The organism is Chryseobacterium culicis (genome assembly GCF_002979755.1).
Lineage (GTDB): Bacteria > Bacteroidota > Bacteroidia > Flavobacteriales > Weeksellaceae > Chryseobacterium > Chryseobacterium culicis_A.
This window is the reverse complement of the sequence record NZ_PCPP01000002.1, coordinates 43498-68392: the sequence shown is the minus strand read 5'-3', so window position 1 is coordinate 68392 and position 24895 is coordinate 43498. Positions and strand designations below refer to the sequence as shown.

The 24895-nt window shown below is 36.9% G+C and carries 21 protein-coding genes and 1 pseudogene; 6 read left to right on the top strand and 16 right to left on the bottom strand.

The features are described 5' to 3' along the window. Positions 1–65 precede the first annotated feature (65 nt). The 6 genes from mutL to CQ022_RS13290 all read left to right on the top strand — a co-directional run bounded on the left by mutL (position 66) and on the right by CQ022_RS13290 (position 5471). On the top strand, positions 66–1862 hold the full coding sequence (gene mutL, locus CQ022_RS13315; protein WP_105682859.1) for a DNA mismatch repair endonuclease MutL: 1797 nt from the start codon (positions 66–68) through the stop codon (positions 1860–1862). Positions 1863–1867: 5 nt separating this feature from the next. Beyond that, positions 1868–2623: a rhomboid family intramembrane serine protease gene (locus CQ022_RS13310; protein ID WP_105682858.1), complete on the top strand. Its 756-nt coding sequence runs from the start codon at positions 1868–1870 to the stop codon at positions 2621–2623. 213 nt (positions 2624–2836) lie between these two features. Beyond that, positions 2837–3616, top strand: coding sequence for an endonuclease/exonuclease/phosphatase family protein (locus tag CQ022_RS13305; protein WP_105682857.1), 780 nt, complete (start codon positions 2837–2839; stop codon positions 3614–3616). 74 nt (positions 3617–3690) lie between these two features. Further along, entirely contained in the window at positions 3691–4662 is a 972-nt protein-coding gene (locus CQ022_RS13300) for an endonuclease/exonuclease/phosphatase family protein (RefSeq protein WP_105682856.1), read from the top strand. Between the two features lie 4 nt (positions 4663–4666). Next, on the top strand, positions 4667–5029 hold the full coding sequence (locus CQ022_RS13295) for a hypothetical protein (RefSeq protein ID WP_105682855.1): 363 nt from the start codon (positions 4667–4669) through the stop codon (positions 5027–5029). A gap of 31 nt (positions 5030–5060) precedes the next feature. Further along, complete coding sequence (locus CQ022_RS13290; protein WP_105682854.1) at positions 5061–5471, top strand: hypothetical protein; 411 nt, start codon at positions 5061–5063, stop codon at positions 5469–5471. 73 nt (positions 5472–5544) lie between these two features. Here CQ022_RS13290 and CQ022_RS13285 read toward each other — a convergent pair whose 3' ends face one another. The 16 genes and pseudogenes from CQ022_RS13285 to rsmH all read right to left on the bottom strand — a co-directional run bounded on the left by CQ022_RS13285 (position 5545) and on the right by rsmH (position 24884). Next, positions 5545–7059, bottom strand: a complete 1515-nt coding sequence (locus CQ022_RS13285; protein WP_105682853.1) for a GH3 auxin-responsive promoter family protein — start codon at positions 7057–7059, stop codon at positions 5545–5547. 105 nt (positions 7060–7164) lie between these two features. Next, positions 7165–7575, bottom strand: a complete 411-nt coding sequence (locus CQ022_RS13280; RefSeq protein WP_079243608.1) for a BrxA/BrxB family bacilliredoxin — start codon at positions 7573–7575, stop codon at positions 7165–7167. Positions 7576–8028: 453 nt separating this feature from the next. Next, on the bottom strand, positions 8029–8475 hold the full coding sequence (locus CQ022_RS13275; RefSeq protein WP_105682852.1) for a GatB/YqeY domain-containing protein: 447 nt from the start codon (positions 8473–8475) through the stop codon (positions 8029–8031). Positions 8476–8565: 90 nt separating this feature from the next. Continuing rightward, positions 8566–10479, bottom strand: coding sequence for a cell division protein FtsZ (ftsZ, locus tag CQ022_RS13270; protein WP_105682851.1), 1914 nt, complete (start codon positions 10477–10479; stop codon positions 8566–8568). Positions 10480–10600: 121 nt separating this feature from the next. Next, the gene (gene ftsA / locus CQ022_RS13265; protein ID WP_105682850.1) at positions 10601–11986 is read right to left on the bottom strand and encodes a cell division protein FtsA; all 1386 of its coding nucleotides are present in this window, start codon (positions 11984–11986) and stop codon (positions 10601–10603) included. Positions 11987–12065: 79 nt separating this feature from the next. Beyond that, positions 12066–13031, bottom strand: a complete 966-nt coding sequence (locus CQ022_RS13260) for a cell division protein FtsQ/DivIB (RefSeq protein ID WP_105682849.1) — start codon at positions 13029–13031, stop codon at positions 12066–12068. Positions 13032–13109: 78 nt separating this feature from the next. Further along, positions 13110–14480, bottom strand: a complete 1371-nt coding sequence (murC, locus tag CQ022_RS13255) for a UDP-N-acetylmuramate--L-alanine ligase (protein ID WP_105682848.1) — start codon at positions 14478–14480, stop codon at positions 13110–13112. A gap of 71 nt (positions 14481–14551) precedes the next feature. Continuing rightward, a complete protein-coding gene (gene murG / locus CQ022_RS13250; protein ID WP_105682847.1) occupies positions 14552–15649 on the bottom strand; it encodes an undecaprenyldiphospho-muramoylpentapeptide beta-N-acetylglucosaminyltransferase in 1098 nt (365 codons plus the stop codon). Between the two features lies 1 nt (position 15650). After that, positions 15651–16889, bottom strand: coding sequence for an FtsW/RodA/SpoVE family cell cycle protein (locus tag CQ022_RS13245; RefSeq protein ID WP_105682846.1), 1239 nt, complete (start codon positions 16887–16889; stop codon positions 15651–15653). Between the two features lie 64 nt (positions 16890–16953). Beyond that, positions 16954–18279: a UDP-N-acetylmuramoyl-L-alanine--D-glutamate ligase gene (gene murD, locus CQ022_RS13240; protein ID WP_105682845.1), complete on the bottom strand. Its 1326-nt coding sequence runs from the start codon at positions 18277–18279 to the stop codon at positions 16954–16956. 62 nt (positions 18280–18341) lie between these two features. Further along, the gene (gene mraY / locus CQ022_RS13235) at positions 18342–19583 is read right to left on the bottom strand and encodes a phospho-N-acetylmuramoyl-pentapeptide-transferase (RefSeq protein WP_034693896.1); all 1242 of its coding nucleotides are present in this window, start codon (positions 19581–19583) and stop codon (positions 18342–18344) included. Between the two features lie 44 nt (positions 19584–19627). After that, positions 19628–20004: pseudogene (locus tag CQ022_RS13230) on the bottom strand (four helix bundle protein). A gap of 41 nt (positions 20005–20045) precedes the next feature. Beyond that, positions 20046–21506, bottom strand: a complete 1461-nt coding sequence (locus CQ022_RS13225) for a UDP-N-acetylmuramoyl-L-alanyl-D-glutamate--2,6-diaminopimelate ligase (RefSeq protein ID WP_105682844.1) — start codon at positions 21504–21506, stop codon at positions 20046–20048. A 44-nt stretch (positions 21507–21550) separates the two neighbouring features. Further along, the gene (locus CQ022_RS13220) at positions 21551–23542 is read right to left on the bottom strand and encodes a penicillin-binding transpeptidase domain-containing protein (RefSeq protein ID WP_105682843.1); all 1992 of its coding nucleotides are present in this window, start codon (positions 23540–23542) and stop codon (positions 21551–21553) included. Further along, positions 23526–23891 carry an FtsL-like putative cell division protein gene (locus tag CQ022_RS13215; protein WP_105682842.1) on the bottom strand — a complete coding sequence of 122 codons (366 nt, stop codon included), beginning with the start codon at positions 23889–23891 and terminating at the stop codon, positions 23526–23528. The genes CQ022_RS13220 and CQ022_RS13215 overlap by 17 nt, the downstream gene beginning before the upstream one ends. Positions 23892–23990: 99 nt before the next feature. Continuing rightward, positions 23991–24884 (bottom strand): 16S rRNA (cytosine(1402)-N(4))-methyltransferase RsmH, encoded by an 894-nt coding sequence (gene rsmH, locus CQ022_RS13210; RefSeq protein ID WP_105682841.1) that lies wholly within the window; start codon positions 24882–24884, stop codon positions 23991–23993. Positions 24885–24895: the final 11 nt, after the last annotated feature.

Below are 24895 nucleotides of genomic sequence, written 5' to 3'. Positions count from 1 at the left end.
ATCACGATTTTAGTATTTTAATTCCCGTTTCCATTGACTATTTTTGTAAGTTGATTTACGTTTTTATGTCAGATATTATTCAGCTTTTACCGGATCATGTAGCCAACCAAATTGCAGCAGGAGAGGTGGTGCAGAGGCCTGCATCCATCGTGAAAGAACTTTTGGAAAATGCTATAGATGCAGATGCAACGAAAATTGAATTGATCATCAGGGATGCCGGGAAAAACCTTATTCAGGTGGTAGACGACGGAAAAGGGATGTCTGAAACAGATGCCCGGATGGCCTTTGAAAGACACGCTACCTCCAAAATCAAAGGAACAGAAGATATCTTTAAGATTGCCACAAAAGGATTCCGAGGTGAAGCTTTGGCTTCCATTGCTGCGGTTTCTCAGGTGGAGCTCAGAACAAAACAGAAAGATACTTCCATCGGAACCAATATTTACATCGAAGGAGGGGTTTTCCAATTTCAGGACCCGATTCAGACAGCAGACGGATCAAACTTTTTAGTAAAAAATCTTTTTTATAACGTTCCTGCAAGAAGGAAGTTTTTGAAAAATAATAATGTTGAATTCAGACACGTAATTGATGAATTTCAGCGTGTTGCATTAGCTCATGAGAATCTGGAGTTTTCTCTGTTTCATGATGATGAAGCTGTTTTCAGACTAAGAAAAGGAAGCCAGATGCAGCGTATTGTAGATGTTTTCGGAAGAAAGCTTCAGCCGCTGTTGATACCCATTAAAGAAGATATTATCTGGTGTAAGCTTCACGGTTTTGTTGCTAAACCTGAAGGCGCTAAGAAAGCAAGAGGAGAGCAGTTCCTTTTTGTAAACGGCAGGTATTTCAGAAGTCCTTACTTCAATAAAGCCGTGCAGGAAGCTTTTGAAGGATTGCTTCAACCTGGATATGTACCTTCGTTTTTCCTTTTTCTGGAGCTTGATCCGGAGAAAATAGATGTTAATATCCATCCACAGAAAACAGAAGTAAAATTTGAAGATGAGCACCTTATTTTTGCTTTACTGCGTTCAACGATTAAAAGATCTTTAGGAATTTATAATGTGTCTCCAAGCCTTGATTTTGACAGAGATCCGGAACTGGATGAAATGATGAATAAGCCTATTCCAAGTAAAGGAAATGGTGGCGGAACAAGTGGTGGCATTATCAAAATGCCTGAAATCATTGTAGATAAAGACTATAATCCTTTCCTTGAAGAAAAAAATGTAGTGCATCCTGAAGAAATTCAGAACCTTACAGAAATGTATCATCAGAATATAACGGCAGAGCCTTCGAAGATCAATTTGTTTGAAGATGAAGATTTTGACGAAGACCTTATGAGACTTCCCAACGGTTACTGGCTTTTCAATAAAGGAGATGTTACTTTAATGCTGGATTTGGGAAGAATGCACAGGCTGTTGGTTTCTGAGGGAAATAAATCTACCAGAAAATCAAATACAAACAGCCATGCTCTTCTTTTCTCTCTGGAGTACCACATGAATGAAATCGAGAAGACAAAATACAATTCGATTAAAAAATATCTTCCGGAATTAGGGTTTGACATGAAAATTGCTCATGAAAGTGTACTCCGAATAGATTCACTTCCCGAAGGTCTGAAAGAAACCCAGGCTATGAAGTTCCTGGAAAACCTTTTTGAGATCCTGGAATACAAGACAGAAGAAGAATTCATGCAGTATTACCATAATCAATGGAACAAAATGCAGTCGAAGTCAAGATTTGACTTTATTTATAAAAAAGATGCGGAACAGCTTATCAAAGACTTTACAGCATTAGGCTTCCCGGAATTTTTACCGGACGGCAAAAGATGTTTTTATGAAGTTCCGTTTAATGACTTTAAAAACAAATTTTAGAAAATATGTTTAATAATATACCGCCAATTACCAGGAATATAATCATTATAAATGTTATAATATACCTCATATCTAATTTTATTTTTAAAGGATTGTATGATTCTTTGGTAGGTTATTATCCTTTTTCTCCACTCTTCAAATCATGGCAAGTAATTACACACATGTTTATGCATGCTCCTCTTGATGAACCTGGAGGGATAATGCATATTTTATTTAATATGTTTACTTTGTTTAGTTTTGGACCTATTCTGGAGCAGACACTTGGGGATAAAAAGTATCTGATATTATACTTTGCAAGTGGTCTTGGTTCATTTTTCTTGTTCAATCTGTGGAATTTTGTTGAAATTCAACAGATTGTTTCTGGTTTGGAAAGCTTAGGAGTAAATGCTTCTGAAATTTATTCAAGGGTGTCTCTTAACACTGCTGAATATTTAACATTCCATGCATCTAGCCAAGAAGCCCAGAATTTATCAGATCAACTTTATAGAGATTTAAGATCTCCAATGTTAGGTGCTTCCGGAGCAATTTTCGGAGTGGTAGCTGCTTTTGCAACTTTATATCCGGATTCTAAAATTGGTATTATGTTTATTCCGGTTCCGATTAAAGTAAAATACCTGTTGCCAATTATTGTGGTAATCTCTGTATATCTTGGGTTATCAGGAAATGGAGGCGGTATTGCTCACTTGGCTCACGTAGGAGGAGCTTTGGTGGGATGGCTGCTGGCAAGAATTTGGAAAAAACATTTGTACCGATTCAATTAAAATAATTTTGTGAAAATTTTCCGACTCATATTATTCATTCTACATCTTGGAATTCTATTTTTGCTACTAGGTACATTATTAAATGCCTATGTTCCCCCAAAGATTTTTCCGTGGTTTAATTTACTGTCGCTGGGTTTCCCGATTTTAATCATTTTATATATTGTACTAACCGTCTTCTGGGTATTCAGCTGGAAAAAGAGGGCTTTTGTGTTTATGTTTGCTGGGTTAGCATTTATAAATCCAGTAAAGCGATGGGTGAATTATTCTGATAAAAAAGGGAACTCTGAAATAAAAGTAGTTTCTTTCAATACCAGAGGCGGAGGAAATAAAGATATTGGGCCCTATCTTAGAACTCAGAATGCAGATGTTCTGCTTTTACAAGAGGATTCGGGTAGAAAATATCAATTTGAAGGGTATCAGAAAACAACCCCCGGAAAAGGTTTAATGCTTTTGACTAAGCATAAAATCATTAAACAACAGATCATAGATCCACAGGACGATAATGTAAGGGTTCCTGGTTTACAGGTTGATATAGAAATTCATGGAAGGATATATCGGTTTATTGATGTGTACCTTCATCCTTTCCGTTTCGAAAAAGATATGGTGAAGCTTAACACAAATACAGATACCAACGAAAAAAAAATAAAAGATGTTGTTAAAAGGCTGATTCCCACCTTTAAAAAACATCAGGAACAGGTTGATTTGATTCGTGAAGTAATTAAAAATTCACCTTATCCTGTTATTCTTGCCGGAGACTTCAATTCTGTACCCAATTCTTACGAATATTACCATTTATCAGAAGGACTTGAAGATGCATTTTTAACAGCCGGGAGAGGCAGTGCAACCAGTTTTCACGACTATAAATTTCCGATCAGGATAGACTATGTGTTTTCTTCAAAATCATTAAAGGCAATATCTTATCAAGTTGACCGTTCTGTAAGTATTTCAGATCATTATCCTGTCACAGTTAAGTTTTCCACGGAGGACAAATAATCATAAAAAGAGTTAAAATTGTCTGCTTGGTAGGATTTTTGTTGAAAGAAAACCGTACCAAGACCGTTTTTTTCATGAAGTCGAACCAGATATTACTATTTATACATATCGTTGTTGCTGTTTTGCTGTTATGCACATTGGGGAATGCATGGATTCCACCCAATATTTTAGGCAATCTGAATCTTCTGTCTCTTGGTTTTCCTTATCTGATTCTGGCACACGTGATTCTTACGCTGGTGTGGATCTTCAAAAAAGAAAAGATTGCTATTGCTTTTGCCTTAGGTACACTTATTTTCTACAACCCGATCAGACGATGGGTTAATTTTTCTCCTAAAACTGAAAATTTAAAAACAATACGGGATATTAAAGTACTGACTTTTAATGTGAAATACGGTGAATATGGCTGGGATAAAGTAAAAGATTATATCAAGGCACAGGATGCAGACATTATTCTTGTACAGGAAAAAGATACGAATCGTGTTATAAAACGTGATCTTATAAAATATCCGTCAGTTATTCTTAAAACTAAACATAAAATTGTAAGACAGGCAGAACTTATAGATGAAAAAGCACGTGGAAATTCATTCTATGCTGATATAGACATCAATGGAAAAGTAGTCAGAATTATTAATATTTATCTTGAACCTTTCAGGCTTAATAAATCTATGTTTACGAAACTTGATGGATTAGGTCTTGGAAACATTTCTACATTGCTTTCCCATATGACTCCAACATTCCAGGCTCATGAAGATCAGGTAAAAAGAATCAGAAAAATGGTTGATTTATCGCCTTACCCTGTGATTTTGGCCGGAGATTTTAATTCCGTTCCCAATTCATATGAATATTATAATCTTGGAAAGGATCTTCAGGATGCATTTTTAGTGGCCGGAAAGGGAAGTGCCAGCAGTTTTCATGATTATAAAGTTCCTTTGAGAATTGACTATATCTTTACTTCGAAATCAATCATCCCGCTAAGCTATAAAGTAGACCAATCTGTGAAATTATCGGATCACTATCCTGTAATTGCAGAATTTCGATTAAATTAGTTCCATGAAAAATTTACTGTCTGCGATTTTTATTTTTATTATCCTTTTTACTGCCTGTTCCAAGAAAGAATCTCCAGGTTTCGGAGCTGAACAGGAAGTGAAAGTTCGGTATGATACCACAGCTATTGATTCCTTTTCTACAGGAGCTGTTTCAGTGGATATCGCCCGAAAAATAAGAATGTCTTCTCCTCAGTATATTGATTCTGTAAAACAGGCTAAAAAGCTTCAGGAAGAAGAAAATAAGCTAAAAGCAGAGCTGGAAAAAGAAAACAAAGTAAAACAGGAAGAGGAAAAAAAGAAGGTTGAAGCAGAAAAGAAACAAAAAGCTTCAGAAGCACCTTCTGCTCAGGACACGAAGGCACAATAAACACAACAAACATCATTAAACAATATACAATATGAAAAAACAAATCCTGGCTGCAGTAGCAATCTCAGTATTCACTGTAGCATGTACAAAATCAACAACAAAAACAGAACAGGTAGAAAACCCTGACGGATCTGTTACCACTACTTCAACTACTGTTACAGAAACGCCAAACACACTTGATACGGCAAAGATCAACAATGCAAAAGAAGATGTGAAAGCAAAAGTAGATGAAGCGGGTAACAAAATTGACGATGCTGCTCAGAAAGCAAAAGATAAAATTGATGCGACAGCTGATAAAACGAAACAGGATCTTCACAAAGCGGGACAGGATATTAAAACTGAAGCGAATAAAGTAGGGAAAGATGCTAAGGAAGCGGCTAAAGCAGGAGCTTCAAAAGTAGAGGAAGCTGCCAAGAAAGTGAAAGAAGACTTAAGTAAATAGAATATAAAATAAAAGCCGTAATTCTCAGTGAATTACGGCTTTTTATTCTTTAACCAGAAGTGGTCTATATCTTCTATTTATTCATTTCCAGCAATGGATCAATGTATTCTCTGTCGTTGCTTAATCTAGGCACTTTATTTTGTCCGCCAAGTTTTCCTTTAGCTTCCAGCCAATGATAAAACAGATTATTTTTAGCGATATGTACAATAGGTCTTTTAAGCGTTATATTGTTGTATCTCTTTGCTTCATAGTCTGAATTGATGGTCTTTAAATGCTTGTCAAAAGCATCAATAAAGTTGTCCAGATCATCCGGATGCTGACTGAATTCAAAAATCCATTCATGAGCACCCCCTTCATTTCCGTTCATAAATACAGGAGCTCCTGTAAAATCGGTAATGTGTGCACCCGTTGCTTCACAAGCCTTTGAAAGCGCTGATTCTACGTTGGTAATCATCAGTTCTTCCCCAAAAGCATTGATATAATGTTTTGTTCTTCCTGTTATTTTTATTCTGAAAGGATTAACTGAAGTAAAAACAACAGTGTCTCCAATCAGGTATCTCCAAAGTCCTCCGTTGGTTGTGATGACCATTGCATAATTTTTCCCTACTTCCACATCTTCCAGGCTTACAACCTTAGGATTTGAAAAATGGAACTGATCCATTGGAATAAACTCATAAAATATCCCATAATCCAGCATCAGAAGCATCTCATCACTGTCCGGTCTGTCCTGAATACCGAAGAATCCTTCGGAAGCATTATAAATTTCGTAGTAATTGATGTTTTTTCCGATGATCTGCCTGAATTGTTCCCGATAGGGCTTAAAGCTTATTCCGCCGTGAAAAAAAACCTCTAAATTAGGCCACAGTTCAGAAATACTTTCTACATTGGTTTCTTTTAATACTCTTTGCAAAAGAACCATCATCCAGCTGGGTACTCCAAGGATACTTCCTACATCTTCGTTTTTTACTTCGGAAGTGATTGCTTTCAGTTTGCTTTCCCATTCACCCATCAAAGAAACTTTCTTACTTGGTGTGGTGGTAATTTCTACCCAAAACGGGAGGTTGTCAATCAAAATAGCTGATAAATCGCCGAATTTTGTATTAAAATCAGCATACAGTTCAGAGCTTCCTCCTAAACGTAAGTTTTTATAATTAAAAAGCTGGTTTTCAGGATGGTTGTTGGCATAAATGGAAACCATATCCTTTCCTGCTTTCATGTGGCAGTATTCAAGGCTTTCTGCAGAGATGGGAATAAATTTGCTTTTCGCATTGGTGGTTCCCGATGATTTGGCAAAATGTTTAATGAGACCAGGCCAGCTTACATCTTTATATCCCTGTCTTGCTTTCTCAATAAAAGGTTCCATTTCTTCATAGGTGACAATAGGAACTTTGTTTTTAAAATCCTGATAACTTGATATAGAATTGAATCCGTATAGTTTACCATATTCTGTATCCTCCGCATGAAACAATTGAGAAAAGAGTATACCTTTCTGGGTTTCAATGGGATGGTCCATGAAATTCTGTATCTGATCAATCCTTTGACGGATGAACCAGTTGACTACGGTATTGAAAAGTGCTTTGGTTGCCATTTCAACAAATATAATGATATTTGAATTTTCAGAAAATTTTTTACGTGATTAAATAAAAAAACCGTTACAAAATTTGTAACGGTTTGATATCTAGTTTATTGTTTATTAACAATACTCATCGTATGCAGCCTGAAGGTTTGCAGCAATAGCGCCTGCCGGGTTCCCTTCGATGTGGTGTCTTTCCAGCATGTGAACCAATTCACCATCTTTGAAAAGAGCTACACATGGAGAACTTGGAGGGAATGGAGCAAGGTGTTTTCTTGCTTCTACCACAGCCTCAGTATCAAATCCTGCAAATACAGTTGTTAAATGATCTGGTTTTTTGTCACCTGTTAAAGAGTATACTACTCCTGGTCTTGCAGCACCTGCAGCACAACCACATACGGAGTTGATTACCAATAGGGTAGTTCCGGATTGCTTTAAAGCATCTTCTACCTGAGTTGGAGTTGTTAAATCCTGAAAACCTTTATCTGTAAGCTCTGCCTTCATAGGCATTACTAAATCTGTTGGATACATATATTTTGTTTTTTATCGCTACAAAGTTAAGGAATTCTTTGCGTTTGTTCAATATATAAAAACTATCAATTGATTAGTCATATAAAATTAACCAAGTATTAATATTGTAATAATATTCTAAAAAATGTGAATTAAAATTAGGAATAATAAAATATTATTATTAAATTTGAAATGATTCTGAAAAACAAACGACCATGAAAAAAACATTTAAGGCTTTCCCTCAAGCAATCAATCACTTAAATACTCTCTGAAATATGGTAGTAGCTTAATTCTTTTTTCAGTTTAGAATCAAAACTGATTAACAAACTTTAATATCCAAAGAAATGAAGCCCGGAACTGAAGAGTTCCGGGCTTCTTTAATCAAATCGATATGCAAAGGTTGTATATCCTATAGTTATGGGTGAGACGTGTTTTCAGGCTTTTAAATTACGCTAAGTCTAAACACGGATCACATTAAGAAAGGAGCTTTTTAGCCATTTCGGAAATACTTTTTCCGTCAGATTTTCCGGCTAATGTTTTTGATGCAACTCCCATTACCTTCCCTAAATCTTTAATAGATTCAGCACCGGCTTCAGAAATAATATTTTTAATTTCTGTTTCTAATTCTTCAGCAGAAAGCTGTTTAGGTAAAAACTGCTCAATAATTTTCATCTGAGCGTCTTCTACTTCTGCAAGATCATTTCTTCCCTGTGCAGTAAACTGGTCGTAAGAATCCTTACGCTGTTTTACCATTCTCTGAAGAATAGCAATTTCCTGTTCTGCGGTTACTTCAGTTCCAATGGCTTCAGTTTTAATCAGTAATATCTGAGATTTTACAGCGCGTAGAGAATCCAAAGCCACTCTGTCTTTAGCTCTCATTGCTGTTTTTATAGCTTCGGTTATTATATTTTCTAAGCTCATGTTTATATATTTTAGGCTTTAGGCAATAAGCAGTAAGCTTTTTGATTGGGCTGGAATTGCCTATGGCTTACTGCATACTGCTTATAGCATTTAATCAACGTCTTTATTTAAAAATCTATTCTCTCTGATCTGCATAGATCCATTGTTATCAGACAAATAAGTGTTGATATTCTGGTCTGATGCATTGTTTCCGTCGATAGAAATATTTTTTCTTTTAAAAGCAGGAATAGATTCGAATTCACTGGTACTGTCAAAATTTTGGTAGCGTGAGTTGAATTCTTTTAATTTATTTCTTCTTTCAATGACTCTGTCCTGATCAATCGTTTTATTCACGAAAGTGAATTCTGATTCTTCAGTTTTTGGAGTTTCAATTTCTGTTTTGTTTTGAAAAGTTGATCTTGTTTCCGCTTTTGCTTCTTCCTGTTTCTGGTAGAATGTTTCAATCTTTTGAGCGGGTTCAGCTACAGCAGCATTGGTAGGTGTATTAAACTCTGCTTTTGGCTGTCCAAAATCTGTATTCGGTTCATTTCTGGTAGGCTCGTTTACAAAGAAGCTGAATTCAACGGGTTTTTCATTCGAAAACGAGTTGTTGAATTGAGTTCCGGATTGCGGCTCATCTTTTTTATTTTCAAAATCAAATGAGAAAGACTGGATTTCAAGATCGTTAGGATCTTCATTCTCCTCATCAATAGAGAGTAAGCTGTATTCCTCTTCTCCTTCTTCTTCATTTCTCCAGCTTTGTTCAGGTGTATTTATTGCATCTTCCTCTTTATCAAAGAATTTTATTTCAGTTCTTGGCTGCTCTTCTTCAATAATCATTTTTTTTTCGGTAGACGCTACATTGAACGGAGTGTCATGGTCTTCATCATCAAGTCTGAAAAGGTTTTTTCCCCCAAAATCATGTGTTGTTTCAGGAGCTACCTCTCTTTCCTCTCTTGTTTTGAAAGGAGAATTTTTGGGAGCTTCAAAACTGTCGTTAAGGCTGATTCTGATTTTCTCTGTAGGCCCTGCAAACTTCTTATTATCGTTAGAGAATCCCGTTGCGATAACAAGAACGCTTACTGCATCTCCTAATTCTTCATCAGCACCCACCCCGAAAATAATATCCGCAGTGTTTCCAGCTTCTTTCTGAATGTGGTCCATGATGATACCGATCTCGTCCATGGTAACTTCTTCAGCACCACTTCTGATCAACAGTAGAACGTTCTTAGCACCTGTAATCTTATTATCATTCAATAATGGGGAATCAAGGGCCTTTCTTACGGCTTCTTCTGCTTTATTTTCACCTGAAGCAGTTCCTGTAGACATCAACGCTGTACCAGAGTTCTGAAGCACAGATTTAGCATCTCTAAAGTCAATGTTTACATCAAAGTAACCCGTAATAACTTCTGCCATCCCTTTCGCAGCATTGGTTAAAACTTCATCGGCTTTTGAGAATCCCTGTTTGAATCCAAGGTTTCCGAATTGCTGTCTTAGTTTATCGTTGTTGATAACAATAAGTGAATCAACATTGTTTCTTAGTTTGTCCAGACCGTTTTCTGCCTGCTCCAATCTTCTTTTTCCTTCGAAACTGAAAGGAACGGTAACAATACCAACGGTTAGAATTCCCATGTCTTTTGCTACTTTAGCAATCACAGGAGCAGCTCCGGTACCTGTACCACCACCCATTCCGGCAGTGATAAACACCATTTTGGTGTTTTGGCCCATAGCCGCTTTGATGTCTTCAATACTTTCGATTGCCGATTTTTCTCCAACTTCCGGATCAGCACCGGCACCTAGACCTTCCGTGATTGTTGTTCCTAACTGAACTTTATTAGCAACAGGGTTATTATCTAGAGTTTGAGCATCCGTATTACAAATCACAAAGTCAACTCCGTGAATTCCTTTCTCATACATGTGCTTTAGAGCGTTGTTTCCACCGCCCCCTACACCGATTACTTTTATGATGGATGAATTTCCTTTTGGCAAATCAAATGAAAATCCTTGTGTACCTATATTTTCCATAACTATACTTTTAATAATTGATAAGCGATAGATGATAATTGATGAATGATATTCGTCTTTAATTTAATAAATATTAATCTATTTCAGGTATCATTGATCATTAATCTTTTATCATTTATATTTATTCTACTTCTTCAAAGAATTTTTTTACTTTTTCCATAAGCGACTGCCCGAAGGTTAATTTCGCTTTTCTGTTCTCTTGCCTTTCATTTTCGAAAAACTGCTGATCCTGAACTGGCGCTGCCTGCTGTACGGGTTGTATGGTTTCAGGCTGTGCTGCTGCAGTTTCCTGCTTTGGTTGTTCAGCAACAATTTCTATTATTTCATCAGCATTGTGTTTTTTGTCTCTGATTTTCAAACTCTCCATCAGTAACCCGATAGAGGTAGCAAATTCAGGGCCTTTCAGGTACTGATTTTTATCGTTGGCAATATATTCATTCGCAAAACCAATTCTGCTGTCAAAACCTGTAGTATAATTGGCCAGCTGACGAAGGTGTTTAAGGTTTGAACCTCCACCCGTAAGAACGATTCCGGCAATCAGTTTTTTCTTTTGTTCAAAAGCACCGTACGCTTTCAGCTCTGTATTCACCATTTCCAGAACTTCTTCTACTCTCGCATTGATGATCTGGGCTAACGTTTTTAAAGAGATTTCTTTGTCTGGTCTTCCGTGAAGTCCGGGAATAGTTACAAAAGTACTGTCTTTTTCTAATTCGGGAACAGCCGAACCAAACTTTACTTTCAGTTGTTCTGCGTGTTTTTCTATAATAGAGCACCCTTCTTTGATATCTTCGGTAATAATTCCTCCTCCGTATGGAATCACACAGGTATGACGTATGATATTATCTTTAAAGATGGCAATATCGGTTGTACCACCACCAATGTCAACAATGGCTACACCGGCTTCTTTTTCTTCTTTGGTAAGAACAGCTTCTGAAGATGCCAATGGCTCTAAAGTAAGGGCTTCCATTTCTAATCCGGCTTCACGAACGCATCTTGCAATGTTTCTGATGCTGCCCATTTGGCCTACTACAACGTGGAAGTTTGCTTCTAAACGCTTTCCATGCATTCCGACAGGTTCCTGAATTTCACCCTCGGAATCCACTTTATATTCTTGAGGAAGTACGTGGATAATTTCTTCTCCAGGAAGCATAACCAGTTTTTTAACCTGATCTTTTAATGCTTCGATGTCGTCGTCTGTAATAAATTTATCAGGATGTTCACGCATAATATAATCGGAGTGCTGCAGAGAACGAATGTGTTTTCCTGCAATACCTACCGTAACTTTGCGGATAGGAACTCCAGCACTGGATTGTGCTTCGGATACTGCAGCCTTGATTGAATTAATAGTTTGTGAAATATTATTCACAATACCTTTATGAACACCAAGACTTTTAGCTTTTCCTACACCGAGAACTTCTATTTTCCCGTGTGCATTCCTTCTTCCGACAATCGCGACTATCTTCGTTGTCCCGATGTCCAGACCTACTGAATACTCTTGATTTTCCATTTTTATATCGATTTGATTTTTTCTACTTTTTTCTTTGAAAGGATAATATCCTATTTGTGTATTAAATGCCCTGAAGGACTTATTCTATTTTTACTTTTGCCTTAGGCTTGGACTGCGCCTTGACGGGGGGCTTTTTCTCTGCTTTTTTCGTTTCTTTTGTATGTATTTTCGTCTTTGTATCCTCTTTCGGTTTGGCCGGAGTGGAATTTGCTTTTTTTACTTCTGCCGTCTTGGGCTTAGATTCCGTCTTTTTAGCTGCAGGAGAAGGTCCTTTTGCCAGTTCCATTTTCCCTGCTTTTAAAATACTGTCATTTTCTTTAAAGTAAGGGTTTAAAGTCGTGACAATCTGATTCTGATATTTCACAGAAACCATACTGTATTTTTGAGGGTCCTGATACACCAGATATTTTTCAACAAAAGTTTTAAATCCTTTTACTTTAAAATCAATATTATCAAGGTCTCCGATCTCTACTCTGTAGTTTCCTTCGCTCGTAAGAAGACTATAGCTTTCTTTGCTTTTGGAGATTCCGATAAAATATTTTTTACTGAAATCATCTTTATCGATCTTTTCTACCAGTTCTGCCAGCTTTTCGTATTCATCGGGCTGTACGTTTCCGGTTACCAGCATACATGGATGTGAGTAGGTTCTTGAAATTGGGAATTCAATTCCTTTTTCATCCACATAGAAATCTTTGCCGTCTTTATTTAATCTGAAAACAGGGACTCTTTGCTTGATATCCAGATTCAGCTTTCCATTCAGGTTCAAATAGACGTTGGCACTGTCTACCGCCGGAAGAGAATTTATTCTTTTTTCTAAAGAAGGGATATTAAGGTCTCCCACTTTTCCTGAGGGATTTTCTTTTTTTACAATCTCCCTTATATCTTTTTCATCTACAAAATAAACCGGAGTTTTCTCACTCATTTTTACAGAAATCTTATTGTCTGTAATCTGTTGGTGGCTGAATCTCTTCAATGAGAAACTCAGTAACAATCCAAGGATGATTACCGTGACAACAATTTTTAATATTCTGTATTTATTTTTCATATTTCCTGTACAATGTAAAAAGTACAATGTACTTATGTATTTTTAGATTAATTTCTTTTCAACTCTACATTGTACATCTTACATTGTACTTTGTACTGTGCTAATCCATTCACAGATAGGATCATACAGGGTATCTATATTTCCTGCTCCTACGGTAAGAAGGATGTCAAAATCTTTTTCTTTTATTTTTTCAAAAGCATCAGTTAATGTTGATACTTCTTTTTTATCCAATGTTACTTTTTCCAACAGCCAGCTTGAGGTAACCCCTTCAAAGTTCTCCTGAAGTTCTCTTGCAGGGTAAATATCAAGAAGGATCAGTTCATCAGCTTTGCTTAAACTTTCTGCAAAACCATCTGCGAAATCTCTTGTTCTGCTGAAAAGGTGGGGTTGGAAAGCTACCAATAGTTTTTTATCAGGGTAAAATGTTTTGATTGAGCCCATTACAGCATTAATTTCTGTAGGGTGGTGGGCATAGTCATCAATATAAATTTTACCATTCTGATAAATATGTTTCGTGTATCTTCTTTTAATTCCTTTAAAATTGGCAATTGCTTTTTTCAGCGTATCAAAATCTGCGCCTAAATTATGCAGAATAGCCAGTGCTACAGTGGCATTTTCCACATTGTGAATTCCTGGAATTTCCCAGACAAAATCTTTTATCGTTTCAGTAGGGGTATGAAAATCAAAATAGATTTTATCATGATCCATACGGAGATTATCCGAATAGTAGTCTGCGGGCTCATTGACGGCATAAGTCTGATGTCCTCTGCCGATTTCCAGTCCTTTTCTTACAAAAAGTTGTTTGTCCTGAGGTACTAAAGCTGCAAACTGTCTGAATCCTTCTTCAATATGGCTTTTATCTCCATAAATATCCAGGTGGTCAGCATCGGTAGAAGTTACTACTGCCCAGTCTGGCGACAGGTTCAGGAAGCTTCTGTCATATTCATCAGCTTCTACTACGGAATAAGTGGAGCCATTGTAAAGAAAGTTGGATTTAAAGTTTTCAGAAATTCCTCCTAAAAAGCATGAGAAAGGAAGATCTGCTTCTTTGCATAGGTGAGCCACAAGAGTAGACGTTGTTGTCTTCCCATGGGTTCCTGCAATAGCGATGCAGTCTGTATTTTCTGTAATTAATCCTAAGACTTTAGCTCTCTTTAAAACTTCAAACTGATTTTGATTGAAATAATCTAAAATTCCAAGCGTTTTGATAGCCGGGGTGTAGATTACCAATGTATTTTCTTTCTGAAGGGAAGTTATCCTTTCATCAATAAGGTCTTCAAAAACAATATCAATACCTTCATTCATCAGATTCTGAGTTAATTTTGTATTGGTTTTATCGTAGCCCAATACTTTTTTTCCGGATGCATTGAAATAACGTGCTAATGCACTCATTCCGATACCTCCGATTCCAACGAAGTAAAAAGTCTGATATGTTTGTAAATTATTCATTTTTTTGTCTTAATGTATTATGTACAAAGTATAATGTATTTTCTTACTCTTTACATTGTACCTTTTACTTTTTACAGTTTATTAAAAATTTCGTCTACGATCTCTTTTGCGGCATTTGGCTTGGCAAAATAGTTGAGATTGTCAGACATCTCTTTTCTTACATTTTCATTTTCGCAGATTTCTGATAATGTATTCCAGAATTTCTCCTGCATTTCAGAGTCTTTTACCATTCTTGCTGCATTTTTTTCCACCAGATTCATGGCATTTTTGGTTTGATGATCTTCCGCTGCAAAAGGGAAAGGAACCAAAAGAACCGGTTTTTGTGCTACAGCCAACTCTGAAATGGCAATTGCTCCAGCTCTTGAAACAATGACATCAGCAGCAGAATAAGCCAGTTCCATATCTTTGATGAATTCAAGGATCTGAACATTTCCAGTGTTTATATCTTTTGTTTCGTTTACAATATCTTTATAATCAAGCTTTCCTGTCTGCCAGATCAGCTGATAATCTTTATCTACAATTTCTTTTAAATGCGATTTCCAGGCATTATTCAATGTTCTGGAGCCTAAAGAACCGCCTACAGAAAGAATTGTAAGTTTGCCTTTATTTAATCCCATTTTTTCTTTTGCCTGAGCGGTATCCTGCATTCCTGAAATAATATTTTCACGAATAGGATTTCCCAGAAATTTTATTTTTTCTGCCGGAAAGCCTTCTACTTTTGGGTAAGCGGTGAAGACAGCTTTCGCTTTTTTGCTTAAAATTTTATTCGTTACTCCTGCATGGGCATTTTGTTCCTGTATGAAAATAGGAATTCCCATTTTGCTTGCTTCATAAAGAGCGGGTCCGCTGGCAAATCCTCCTGTTCCTACTGCGAAATCGGGAGCGAAGTTTTTAATAATCCTTTTGGATTTTGATAAGCTTTTCAGAATCTTGAAAGGCAGTCCCAGATTGGATAAAAGATTTCCTCTATCGATTCCGGCAATATCAATTCCTTCAATTTTATAGCCTGCCTGTGGAACTTTTTCCATTTCCATTTTCCCGTTGGCCCCAATGAACAAAAATTCTGCATCAGGAAATCTTTTTTTGATTTCATCAGCAATAGCGATGGCCGGGAAGATGTGTCCTCCTGTTCCTCCGCCTGATAATAGTATTTTCAATTTTTTGTCCATTTTAAGCGATATCGTTTATTTCTGCAATACTCTGTTTTTTGCCCATTCCTTCTTCATCATAAATCTGAATCCTTGAGCTTATATTTAAAATAATACCTAACTGCAAATAGGTTACCAGCATTGAGGTTCCTCCATAGCTGATCAAAGGCAGCGGTTGTCCTGTTACTGGGATCAGATTCACCGCAACGGCTATGTTTACCGAGAGCTGAATAAAGATCATTACCCCGAGGCTGAGCACGAGCAACGATCCGAAAAATGCCGGCATCTTGCTGGCAATCATTACGATCCTTATCATCATGATCAGATATAAACTGATCAGAAAAGCGGCTCCAATCACTCCGTATTCTTCTACAATCACTGCGAAGATAAAGTCGGAGGCAGACTGTGGCAGCATTTGTTTCAATGCACTTTTTCCTGGCCCCATTCCGGTAATCCCGCCATGTACAATAGCTGCTTTGGCCTGCATTACCTGATAGTTTTTGGCTTTTACGCTTTCGTCATCTGTATCTGCTGTTTTCGCCTTGCTTGAGGTAAAAGTTTCGATACGGCTCATCCATGTATGTACACGGTTTCCACCAATCATGTTGGTATTCAGTGCAATCAGCAGGAAGAATACAATGGCTACAAATGATGCAGAAATGAATCCTGCAATGTATTTCCAGTGTAGCTGTCCTATGATAAGTACCACTACGGATACCATTAAAATCATTAATGCCGTAGAACCGTTATCTTTGGCTACCAGTACAAAAACGAGAAGGATAGGCCCGAAAATATACATGATATTCTCTATCGGAAGCCTTTCTCTGGTAATCTTTTTGGTTAAATATCTACAGAGATAGATGATTAACATTAAGAAAGCAAATGATGAAGGCTGGAAAGAGATGGGTGTTCCCGGGATTTTCAACCATCGGGAAGCACTGGCTCCATCAATGGTTTGCCCGGTAAACATGGTAACGATCAATAAAACAATCATAAGGCCGAGCAGAATACTGCTGAGCTTTCCGATGTATTCATATTTTATTGTTCCTACCAGTCTCATAATGGCTAAACCTAAGACTACAAAGAACATATGCTTGATAACGTGACCTGTTGTAGTCCCGTTATTGACAATGTATTCAAGATTTGAACTTGCAGAGTATACGGGGAAAATAGAGAAAATGGAGATCACAAGGATGACCATCCAAAGTACTTTATCGCCCTTTAGAAATTCAAATCTGCTTTCTGTGTTCTGTTCGTCCATAATTTTGTATTGATGTATGATGTACAAAGTAAAATGTACTTTTTACATCTGACATTTTACATTTTTACTTTAATACCTGCTCTTTAAACTGGCGTCCTCTGTCTTCATAGCTTTTGAACAAGTCAAAGCTTGCACAACATGGAGATAATAGCACGGTATCACCTTTTTTAGCCAATGATTTTGAAATTCTCACAGCTTCTTCCATACTTGAAGTATCATAAATCACTTCTTTTTTGTCTTTAAAGAAATCTATGATCTTCCTATTATCTACCCCAAGGCAAACAATTGCCTTTACTTTTCTTTTGACTAAATCTTCAATTTCAGTATAGTCATTTCCTTTATCCAGTCCACCAACAATCCATACGGTTGGTGTTTTCATGCTTTCTAAGGCATAGTATGTAGCGTTCACATTGGTTGCTTTACTGTCGTTGATGTATTTTACACTATCAATTTCAGTAACAAATTCCAATCTGTGTTCTACTGCCTGGAATGTCATCAATGAATGTCTGATGCTTTCATTGTTGATTTGTAATATCTTACCGGCAATAGAAGCGGCTAAGCTGTTGGCAACGTTGTGATTTCCCAATAGAGACAATTCATCAACTTTCATTGCGAATTCGTCTTTCATTTTCACCACAATTTCATCTTCACTAACGAAACCTCCTTCAGGCAACTTCTCTTTGGTAGAGAAAGGAATCATTTTAGCTTTTATTTCAAGCTTTTCAAGAAGGCTTTTGCTCATTTCATCATCCTTATTGTAGATGAAGAAATTATCATTTTCCTGATTTTCAGTGATTCTGAATTTTGCCAACGCATATTCTTCATAATTGTAGTTGTACTGATCCAGGTGATCCTGAGACAGATTCAACAATAAAGAAATATAGGGTCTGAAGTTCTGAATATCATCTAACTGGAAAGAACTTACTTCCAGTACATAATATTCATGGTTTTCATCTGCAACCTGTTTGGCAAAGCTGTATCCTATGTTTCCTCCTAAACCTACATTCAATCCGTCATTTTTCAGGATGTAATAGATCAGGGAAGTAGTGGTTGTTTTTCCGTTGCTTCCAGTAATAGCAATGATCTTTGCATCTGTAAATTCAGAGGCAAATTCAATTTCAGAGGAAAGTCTGATTCCTTTGTCATGAATTTTGTTGATGATGTCTGCCTTTTTCGGAATTCCCGGGCTTTTTACGATCCAGTCAGCATTTAAAATCCTTTCTTCGTCGTGATTTCCTTCTTCAAATTCAATTTCATTATCGGTAAGAAACTGCTTATAGTTATCCTTAATAGCTCCTTTATCTGAAAGAAATACTTCCAGACCTTTCTTTTTAGCCAAATAAGCAGCGCCGCATCCGCTTTCTCCACCTCCTAAAACAACTATTTTCATATTATAAAAGCTTTGTGCTATAGGCTTTAAGCTTTACGCTTATTGCTTACAGCTTTTAATTTTTATCTCATTTTTAGTGTGATCAGACATACAATAGCCAATATTACTCCGATGATGATCATTCTGTTCACGATTTTACTTTCGTGGAATCCTTCTTTCTGATAATGATGGTGTAATGGTGACATTTTGAATAGTCTATTGTTTTGGGCATATTCCAGCCCATATTTTCTTTTTCTGTATTTGAAAACAACGACCTGAAGCATTACAGAAAGGTTTTCAATTAAGAAGATTCCGCATAATACAGGAATCAGCAATTCTTTTCTTAAAATAATAGCTAAAACAGCAATTACTCCTCCCAGCATCAGACTTCCGGTATCTCCCATGAAAACCTGTGCCGGATAGGTATTGTACCAGAAGAACCCAATCACGGCACCTACCATTGCCACCGCAAAAATGGTGGTTTCTCCCATATTGGGAAGGAACATGATATTGAGATAATCTGCAAAGATGATATTCCCTGAGAGGTAGGCGAAAAGAGCCAGTGTGAGCAGTATAATGGCGCTTGTTCCTGCTGCGAGACCATCAATTCCATCTGTGATATTGGCTCCATTTGAAACAGCGGTTACAATGAAGATCACAATGGGAATAAAGACAATCCATGCCCACTCATGGGCATCTTTATCATTCATCCAGAATAAAATTCCACTATAATCGAATTCGTTATTCTTTGCAAAAGGTACAGTGGAAACGGTGATTTTTTCTGTAGGCATAAAGTTTTGCTCTACATTGTTTCTGTTGACCACTTTAGCATCTGCATATTTTCTTTTAACCGTAATATCCGGATGGAAATACATTGTAATTCCGACGATTAGTCCTAAACCAACCTGGCCTACAATTTTGAATTTACCACTTAACCCGTCTTTATTTTTTTTGATTTTCTTTAAATAATCATCAAGGAAACCAATTGCACCCATCCAAAACATTGAAACCAGCAGCAGAACAATATACACATTGGTAATTCTTGTAAACAGCAATACCGGGATGATGGTTGCCAAAATAATGATAAGCCCTCCCATGGTAGGAGTACCTTCTTTTTGTTTCTGCCCATCCAATCCAAGATCACGTACCAATTCTCCCATTTGTTTTGTTCTCAGGTAATTGATTACTCTTTTTCCGTAGACAAGAGCAATAATAAGGGAGAATAATACAGCCATTCCGGCACGGAAGGAAATGTATTTCAACAATCCTAATCCTGGAACGTGAATTCCATGGTTGGTTAGATATTCGTATAGATAGTATAGCATGTTTCTATTTTTTTATTATTTAAAAATTTAATTTATTTAAAGATTTAAAGATTGGGTTTCTCAATATTTTCACTTAAATACTTAATAAAGTTTGAAATGTTTGAAGAAATCTCTTTTGAAAGGGTAATAATTTCTTCCGCTTTATTTTCGTTACCTAATTTTAATCTTCTACTTACAATCAGCATACTTCTTACTTCAGCACAGCTGCCTTTTGCAATTTTTAAATATCTAATAAATTGTCTGTTATTGTTATATTCTGAGCCTCTGCAATATTGTTGCTAATTGAAAAGCTCGCTCTTTTTATCTGGTTATTAAATTCAAATTCTTTTTCAAAACTTTGACTCTGAAGAAATGAATAAACTTTTTCAATAAGATCTAAACTTTTGATATATACTGGGAAATTTTCAAAATTCTTTGTCATTATCAAATTTTTAAATCTTTCAATGAATTCAATCTTTCAATTTATTTGGACATTAATTTCCAAAGGTCATTAATTACTTCTTTGTCATCAAAATGATGTTTCACACCATTGATATCCTGATAGGTCTCGTGGCCTTTTCCGGCAACTAAGATGATATCTTTAGGTTCTGCAAATTTTATAGCCATCTTTATGGCTTCTTTTCTGTCCGGAATTGAAGTGTATTTGCTGAAGTTTTGAGGTTCAACACCTGCTTCAATTTCTTTGATGATCTGTGCAGGATCTTCTGTTCTCGGATTATCCGAAGTGATGATTGCCAATGTTGATTTTTTGGTGGCAATATTCCCCATTTCAGGTCTTTTGGAGTGATCTCTGTCTCCTCCGCAGCCGAATACAGTGATTAATCTTTCGTTTTTGGTTCTGATATCGTTGATGCTGTCCAGAATGTTTTCCAAAGCATCCGGAGTGTGCGCATAGTCTACGATAAAGAAAATTCCCCCATCAGACTTGAAAGTTTCAAATCTTCCGGAAACTCTTTTTAATTTGCTGATGGCCTGAAGAATTTCATTCTGTTCAAAACCTAGTTCTTCAGCAATTCCGAATACAAGCAACAAGTTGTATACATTGAATTTCCCGGTCAGTGTCGTCCAGAATTCTTTTCCGTTGAAGTTCAACAGCATTCCGTTGAAGTCTACTTCTAAAAGTTTTCCGTGGTAGTCTGCCATAGTTTTCAAAGCATAAGACTTCTTTTTAGCCTTAGTATTCTGAAGCATGACATTCCCGTTCTTGTCATCCACATTGGTGATGGCAATGGCTGTATCTTCCAATTCGTCAAAGAATCTTTTCTTGGTTTTTAAATATTCTTCGAACGTTTTATGATAGTCTAAATGATCATGAGTAAGATTGGTGAACCCTGCAATTTTGAAGTGTAATCCTTCAATTCTGTTTTGGGCAATTCCGTGTGAGCTTACTTCCATGAAAGCAAATTCACATCCTTTTTCCACTGCTTCAGCTAAAATCCTGTTAATCGTAATCACATCAGGTGTAGTGTGGGTAGCAGGGATAATTTCTTCACCAATTCTGATTTCAACAGTGGAAAGTAAAGCTGCCGGATAGCCCAGGTTTTTGAAAACGTCAAAAAGTAGGGTTGAAACAGATGTTTTTCCATTAGTTCCTGTAACTCCTATCAGTTTCAGTTTATGAGAAGGGTTTCCGTAGAAATTAGAAGCAAGGTGACCTAAGGCTTTAGACGAATCTTTTACCTTCACATACGTTACATTATCCGCCAATGTTTCAGGGAATTCTTCGCAAACAATTGCGGAAGCCCCTTTTTCAATAGCAGATGCAATGAATGAATGCCCATCCACTACTGTTCCCCTCATCGCAATATAAAGAGAGCTTTCTGTAACTTTTCTGCTGTCGATCACCAACTCAGTAACCTCACGGTTGTTGTCACCATGGATTTCCAATACTGGGATTCTGTTTACTAATTCTGTTATAATCATCTTTATCAATAAGGCTTTGCCTTATTTTTGTTTTAAATCCTTATTTAATTCTGCAGAGACAAATAAATTCTCTGGTTCTTACTGATCGTTGTGCCTTCCAGAGGGAATTGTTCTTTAATTCTTCCTACTCCTTTATAATCGACACGGTAGCCTAAATTTTCCAATTGTGGGATAACGTTTTTACCAATTAATCCTACTACATTGGGCATTTGCTTATCATTTACTGCTACTTTGACATTAGGTTCAACCATTTTGTTTAGGTTTACCTTTTTGTCTACAAGCATTTCTTTTTCAATGTTTTGAGGTGTTTTAAGGAATGTTTTTCCTGCAATTTCCTTAAATACCGGTGCTGAAACGGAACCTCCATAAAAACCTTTTGCGGTGTTGGGCTCACTAATCATTACATAGCATGTATATTTCGGAGCATCTGCGGGATAGAATCCTGCAAATGAGGCACGGTACTTCATTGGGCCAGGCAGCCAGTATTCAAATCTTGCGGTACCTGTTTTTCCTGCCATTTTCAGGTTAGGGGTAAAAATGCTTCGTCCGGTTCCTTTTTCCACGGCTTTGGTTAAAGCACTGGTCATCATTTTAATTGCTTTTTCAGATGCCATTTTGTTTACCATGATTTCAGGCTTGGCATTGTACATTACCTTTCCGTCTTTCATGATTTTATCAATGAATAAAGGCTTAAGCATTTTTCCTCCGTTAGCTACTCCGTTGTAGAAGGTGGTCAGCTGCAGCAGGTTGATGTTAGAAGAATATCCGTAAGAAATAGAAGCCAGTGTAGCGGCATTCCATCTTTTATTTTGTGGAGTTACAATTTTCGGTTTTGTGATTCCCGGAAGTTCTATATCCATCTTGTCGAATAATTTCCAACGTTTCAGGTGGTCAAGGAAGATCTGTGGTTTTTCTGCATAATACTTTGTGATCAGTTTTGATGTTCCTACGTTACTGGACTTTGCCAATACATCACTGATATCGTAAGTTCCACCTCCATGACCATCAGAGATTCTCTGTTTTGCATATACCCAAACTCCGTTTCCTACGTTTACTGTTGTATTTTCATCGATGAATCCATCGTCCATTGCTGCCAAAAGGGAAATGGTTTTAAAAGTAGATCCCGGTTCAATATTATCTTTCAGAGCATAGTTGTAAGAGTCTTCGTATTCTCCTTCTTCTGTTCTTCTTAAATTAACAAGAGCACGTACTTTTCCGGTTTCTACCTCCATGACAATTACGGTACCGTGTTTGGCTTCGAAATTAATCAGTTGCTTCTCAAGAGCAGAGTGTGCAATATCCTGAATTCTAAGGTCTAAGGTAGTATATACGTCTTCTCCGTCTACCGGTTCCTGAACTTTCCAGAAGTCGATGGGTTTCCATTGGGAAGAATTGATTCTTTGCTCCAGTCTTTTACCATCTGTTCCGGTTAAATATTTTGAGAAAGCACCTTCTAATCCAGACTTAAGCTCACCGTTATCCATACCGATGGTTCCTGCTCCGATTTCTGAGGTGGCTAATTCTCTTTTATAGTTTCGGTCAACAATGAATCCTCCTTTATTTTTTCCTCTTTTGAAGATTGGGAATTTTCTAATTCTGTCGTATTGATCGAAATCCAGTCCTTTTACCAAAGTGTAGTACTGGTTTTTCTTTTTCTTCTGTTCGTCAAACTTCTGTCTGAATTCTCCTCTGGATTTTCCAAACATTTTGCTTAGAGAATCTGTCAGTGCACCAATGTTGTTGGAGTACACCGTATCTTTCATGGTTTTGAAATCAAGATAGATGTCATAACGCATTACTGTGGTTGCGAGAATAGAACCGTCAGATGCAAAAAGATTACCACGGGCAGCCTTTAAAGTGGCTTCACGATAGTTTTTATTAATGTAATCATCTTTAATTTCCTGGACATTGGTATTCTGAAGGATAACAATCCTTGCCAAGAACATTACAAACACGCACAAAGCTACCACTGCAAAGAGGTAGCCCCATCGTAACGTTTTCTTACGTTTATTGTCGTATTCATTTTGCTTTTGCATCTGTACTATCCAGTTTTATTAGCAATTTGTGAGGGTGGTTTTCCAGGGTCATTAATGAATCCCGGGCAACCTCTTTCCCCAGCTCTGATTCCATTTTCACTTTGATCAGCTTACTCTGGGCGTAAGCATTTCTCGATTTGTATTCCTCTGTTTCTTCCTTTAAGGCGTTTACAATTTTTATTTTTTTATTGACGAGATGGTTGGTATAAATCATGGCCATCATCAGAATAAACAACAGAAGAAAATACCTGTAATGTATTTTGATCTCATCACGATTCAAAAAGTTTCCTTTTATAATGTCTATAAAAGTGAGTCTTTTCTGGGGGCGATTTGTTGTTCTTTTTGCCAATTTATTATGTCAATTTGCTTCGCAGTGAATTTACTTCGTGTCAATGGTCAATTTTATTTTGTTAAATGATTCACTATTGACGATTCACTCATTCACATTTTATACTTTAATACCTGTTCTCATCTTAGCACTTCTTGCTCTTGAGTTTTCTTCAATTTCCTTGTCATCAGGAATGATTGCTTTACTCTTTATCAATTCGAATGCCTTTTTATAATTTCCGTAGATATCTCTTTCCGGTTCTCCTTCGAACATTCCGTTTTTCAGGAATCTCTTTACCAAACGGTCTTCCAGAGAGTGGTAAGAAATAACGACTAATCTTCCTTCTGGTTTTAAGACATTGAATGCCTGAACCAGCATTTCTTTTAATACCTCAAGTTCCTGGTTGACCTCAATTCTTATCGCCTGAAAAAGTTGAGCATAGAACTTATTAACCTTGTGAGGTGGAATATAGCTGAACATTTTTTTCAGATCTTCCGTAGTTTCTATACTTTTTGTTTTTCTGTGGTGAACAATTTCTCTCGCCAGCTTTCTTGCTTCTCTTAATTCTCCATAATGGTAGAAAAGGTCTGCAAGTTCTTCCTCTCCATATTCATTGATCACTCTCTTAGCGTCCAGATTCTGCATTACATTCATCCTCATATCCAAAGGAGCATTGCTTCTTGTGGAGAATCCTCTGTCTGCTTCGTCAAACTGATGAGATGACACTCCTAAGTCTGCCAAAACACCGTCTACCTGCGAAATTCCATACATCAGCAATGAGTTTTCCAGAAATCTGAAATTCTGATTAACCAATGTAAAACGTGGATCATCAATTGTATTTTTAAGTGCATCCAGGTCCTGATCAAAACTGAACAATCTCCCTTTATCGGAAAGTCTGCTCAAGATTTCTCTTGAATGGCCTCCGCCTCCAAAGGTGCAGTCCACATATATTCCGTCAGGATTCGTTACCAAATCATCAACACTCTGCTTCAACAAAACGGGGTTATGATACATGCTTAATTGTG

Excerpts from the sequence above, each read along its gene's own strand:
- murG (WP_105682847.1), bottom strand. The coding sequence starts at position 15,649 with ATGGACAAAAAATTGAAAATACTATTATCAGGCGGAGGAACAGGAGGA.
- CQ022_RS13280 (WP_079243608.1), bottom strand. The coding sequence starts at position 7,575 with ATGTATCCAACAGATTTAGTAATGCCTATGAAGGCAGAGCTTACAGAT.
- murD (WP_105682845.1), bottom strand. The coding sequence starts at position 18,279 with ATGAAAATAGTTGTTTTAGGAGGTGGAGAAAGCGGATGCGGCGCTGCT.
- CQ022_RS13225 (WP_105682844.1), bottom strand. The coding sequence starts at position 21,506 with ATGATTATAACAGAATTAGTAAACAGAATCCCAGTATTGGAAATCCAT.
- CQ022_RS13290 (WP_105682854.1), top strand. The coding sequence starts at position 5,061 with ATGAAAAAACAAATCCTGGCTGCAGTAGCAATCTCAGTATTCACTGTA.
- CQ022_RS13285 (WP_105682853.1), bottom strand. The coding sequence starts at position 7,059 with ATGGCAACCAAAGCACTTTTCAATACCGTAGTCAACTGGTTCATCCGT.
- murC (WP_105682848.1), bottom strand. The coding sequence starts at position 14,480 with ATGAATAATTTACAAACATATCAGACTTTTTACTTCGTTGGAATCGGA.
- CQ022_RS13220 (WP_105682843.1), bottom strand. The coding sequence starts at position 23,542 with ATGCAAAAGCAAAATGAATACGACAATAAACGTAAGAAAACGTTACGA.
- ftsA (WP_105682850.1), bottom strand. The coding sequence starts at position 11,986 with ATGGAAAATCAAGAGTATTCAGTAGGTCTGGACATCGGGACAACGAAG.
- CQ022_RS13275 (WP_105682852.1), bottom strand. The coding sequence starts at position 8,475 with ATGAGCTTAGAAAATATAATAACCGAAGCTATAAAAACAGCAATGAGA.
- mutL (WP_105682859.1), top strand. The coding sequence starts at position 66 with ATGTCAGATATTATTCAGCTTTTACCGGATCATGTAGCCAACCAAATT.
- CQ022_RS13310 (WP_105682858.1), top strand. The coding sequence starts at position 1,868 with ATGTTTAATAATATACCGCCAATTACCAGGAATATAATCATTATAAAT.
- CQ022_RS13295 (WP_105682855.1), top strand. The coding sequence starts at position 4,667 with ATGAAAAATTTACTGTCTGCGATTTTTATTTTTATTATCCTTTTTACT.
- CQ022_RS13305 (WP_105682857.1), top strand. The coding sequence starts at position 2,837 with ATGTTTGCTGGGTTAGCATTTATAAATCCAGTAAAGCGATGGGTGAAT.
- mraY (WP_034693896.1), bottom strand. The coding sequence starts at position 19,583 with ATGCTATACTATCTATACGAATATCTAACCAACCATGGAATTCACGTT.
- CQ022_RS13260 (WP_105682849.1), bottom strand. The coding sequence starts at position 13,031 with ATGAAAAATAAATACAGAATATTAAAAATTGTTGTCACGGTAATCATC.
- CQ022_RS13245 (WP_105682846.1), bottom strand. The coding sequence starts at position 16,889 with ATGGACGAACAGAACACAGAAAGCAGATTTGAATTTCTAAAGGGCGAT.
- ftsZ (WP_105682851.1), bottom strand. The coding sequence starts at position 10,479 with ATGGAAAATATAGGTACACAAGGATTTTCATTTGATTTGCCAAAAGGA.
- CQ022_RS13300 (WP_105682856.1), top strand. The coding sequence starts at position 3,691 with ATGAAGTCGAACCAGATATTACTATTTATACATATCGTTGTTGCTGTT.
- rsmH (WP_105682841.1), bottom strand. The coding sequence starts at position 24,884 with ATGTATCATAACCCCGTTTTGTTGAAGCAGAGTGTTGATGATTTGGTA.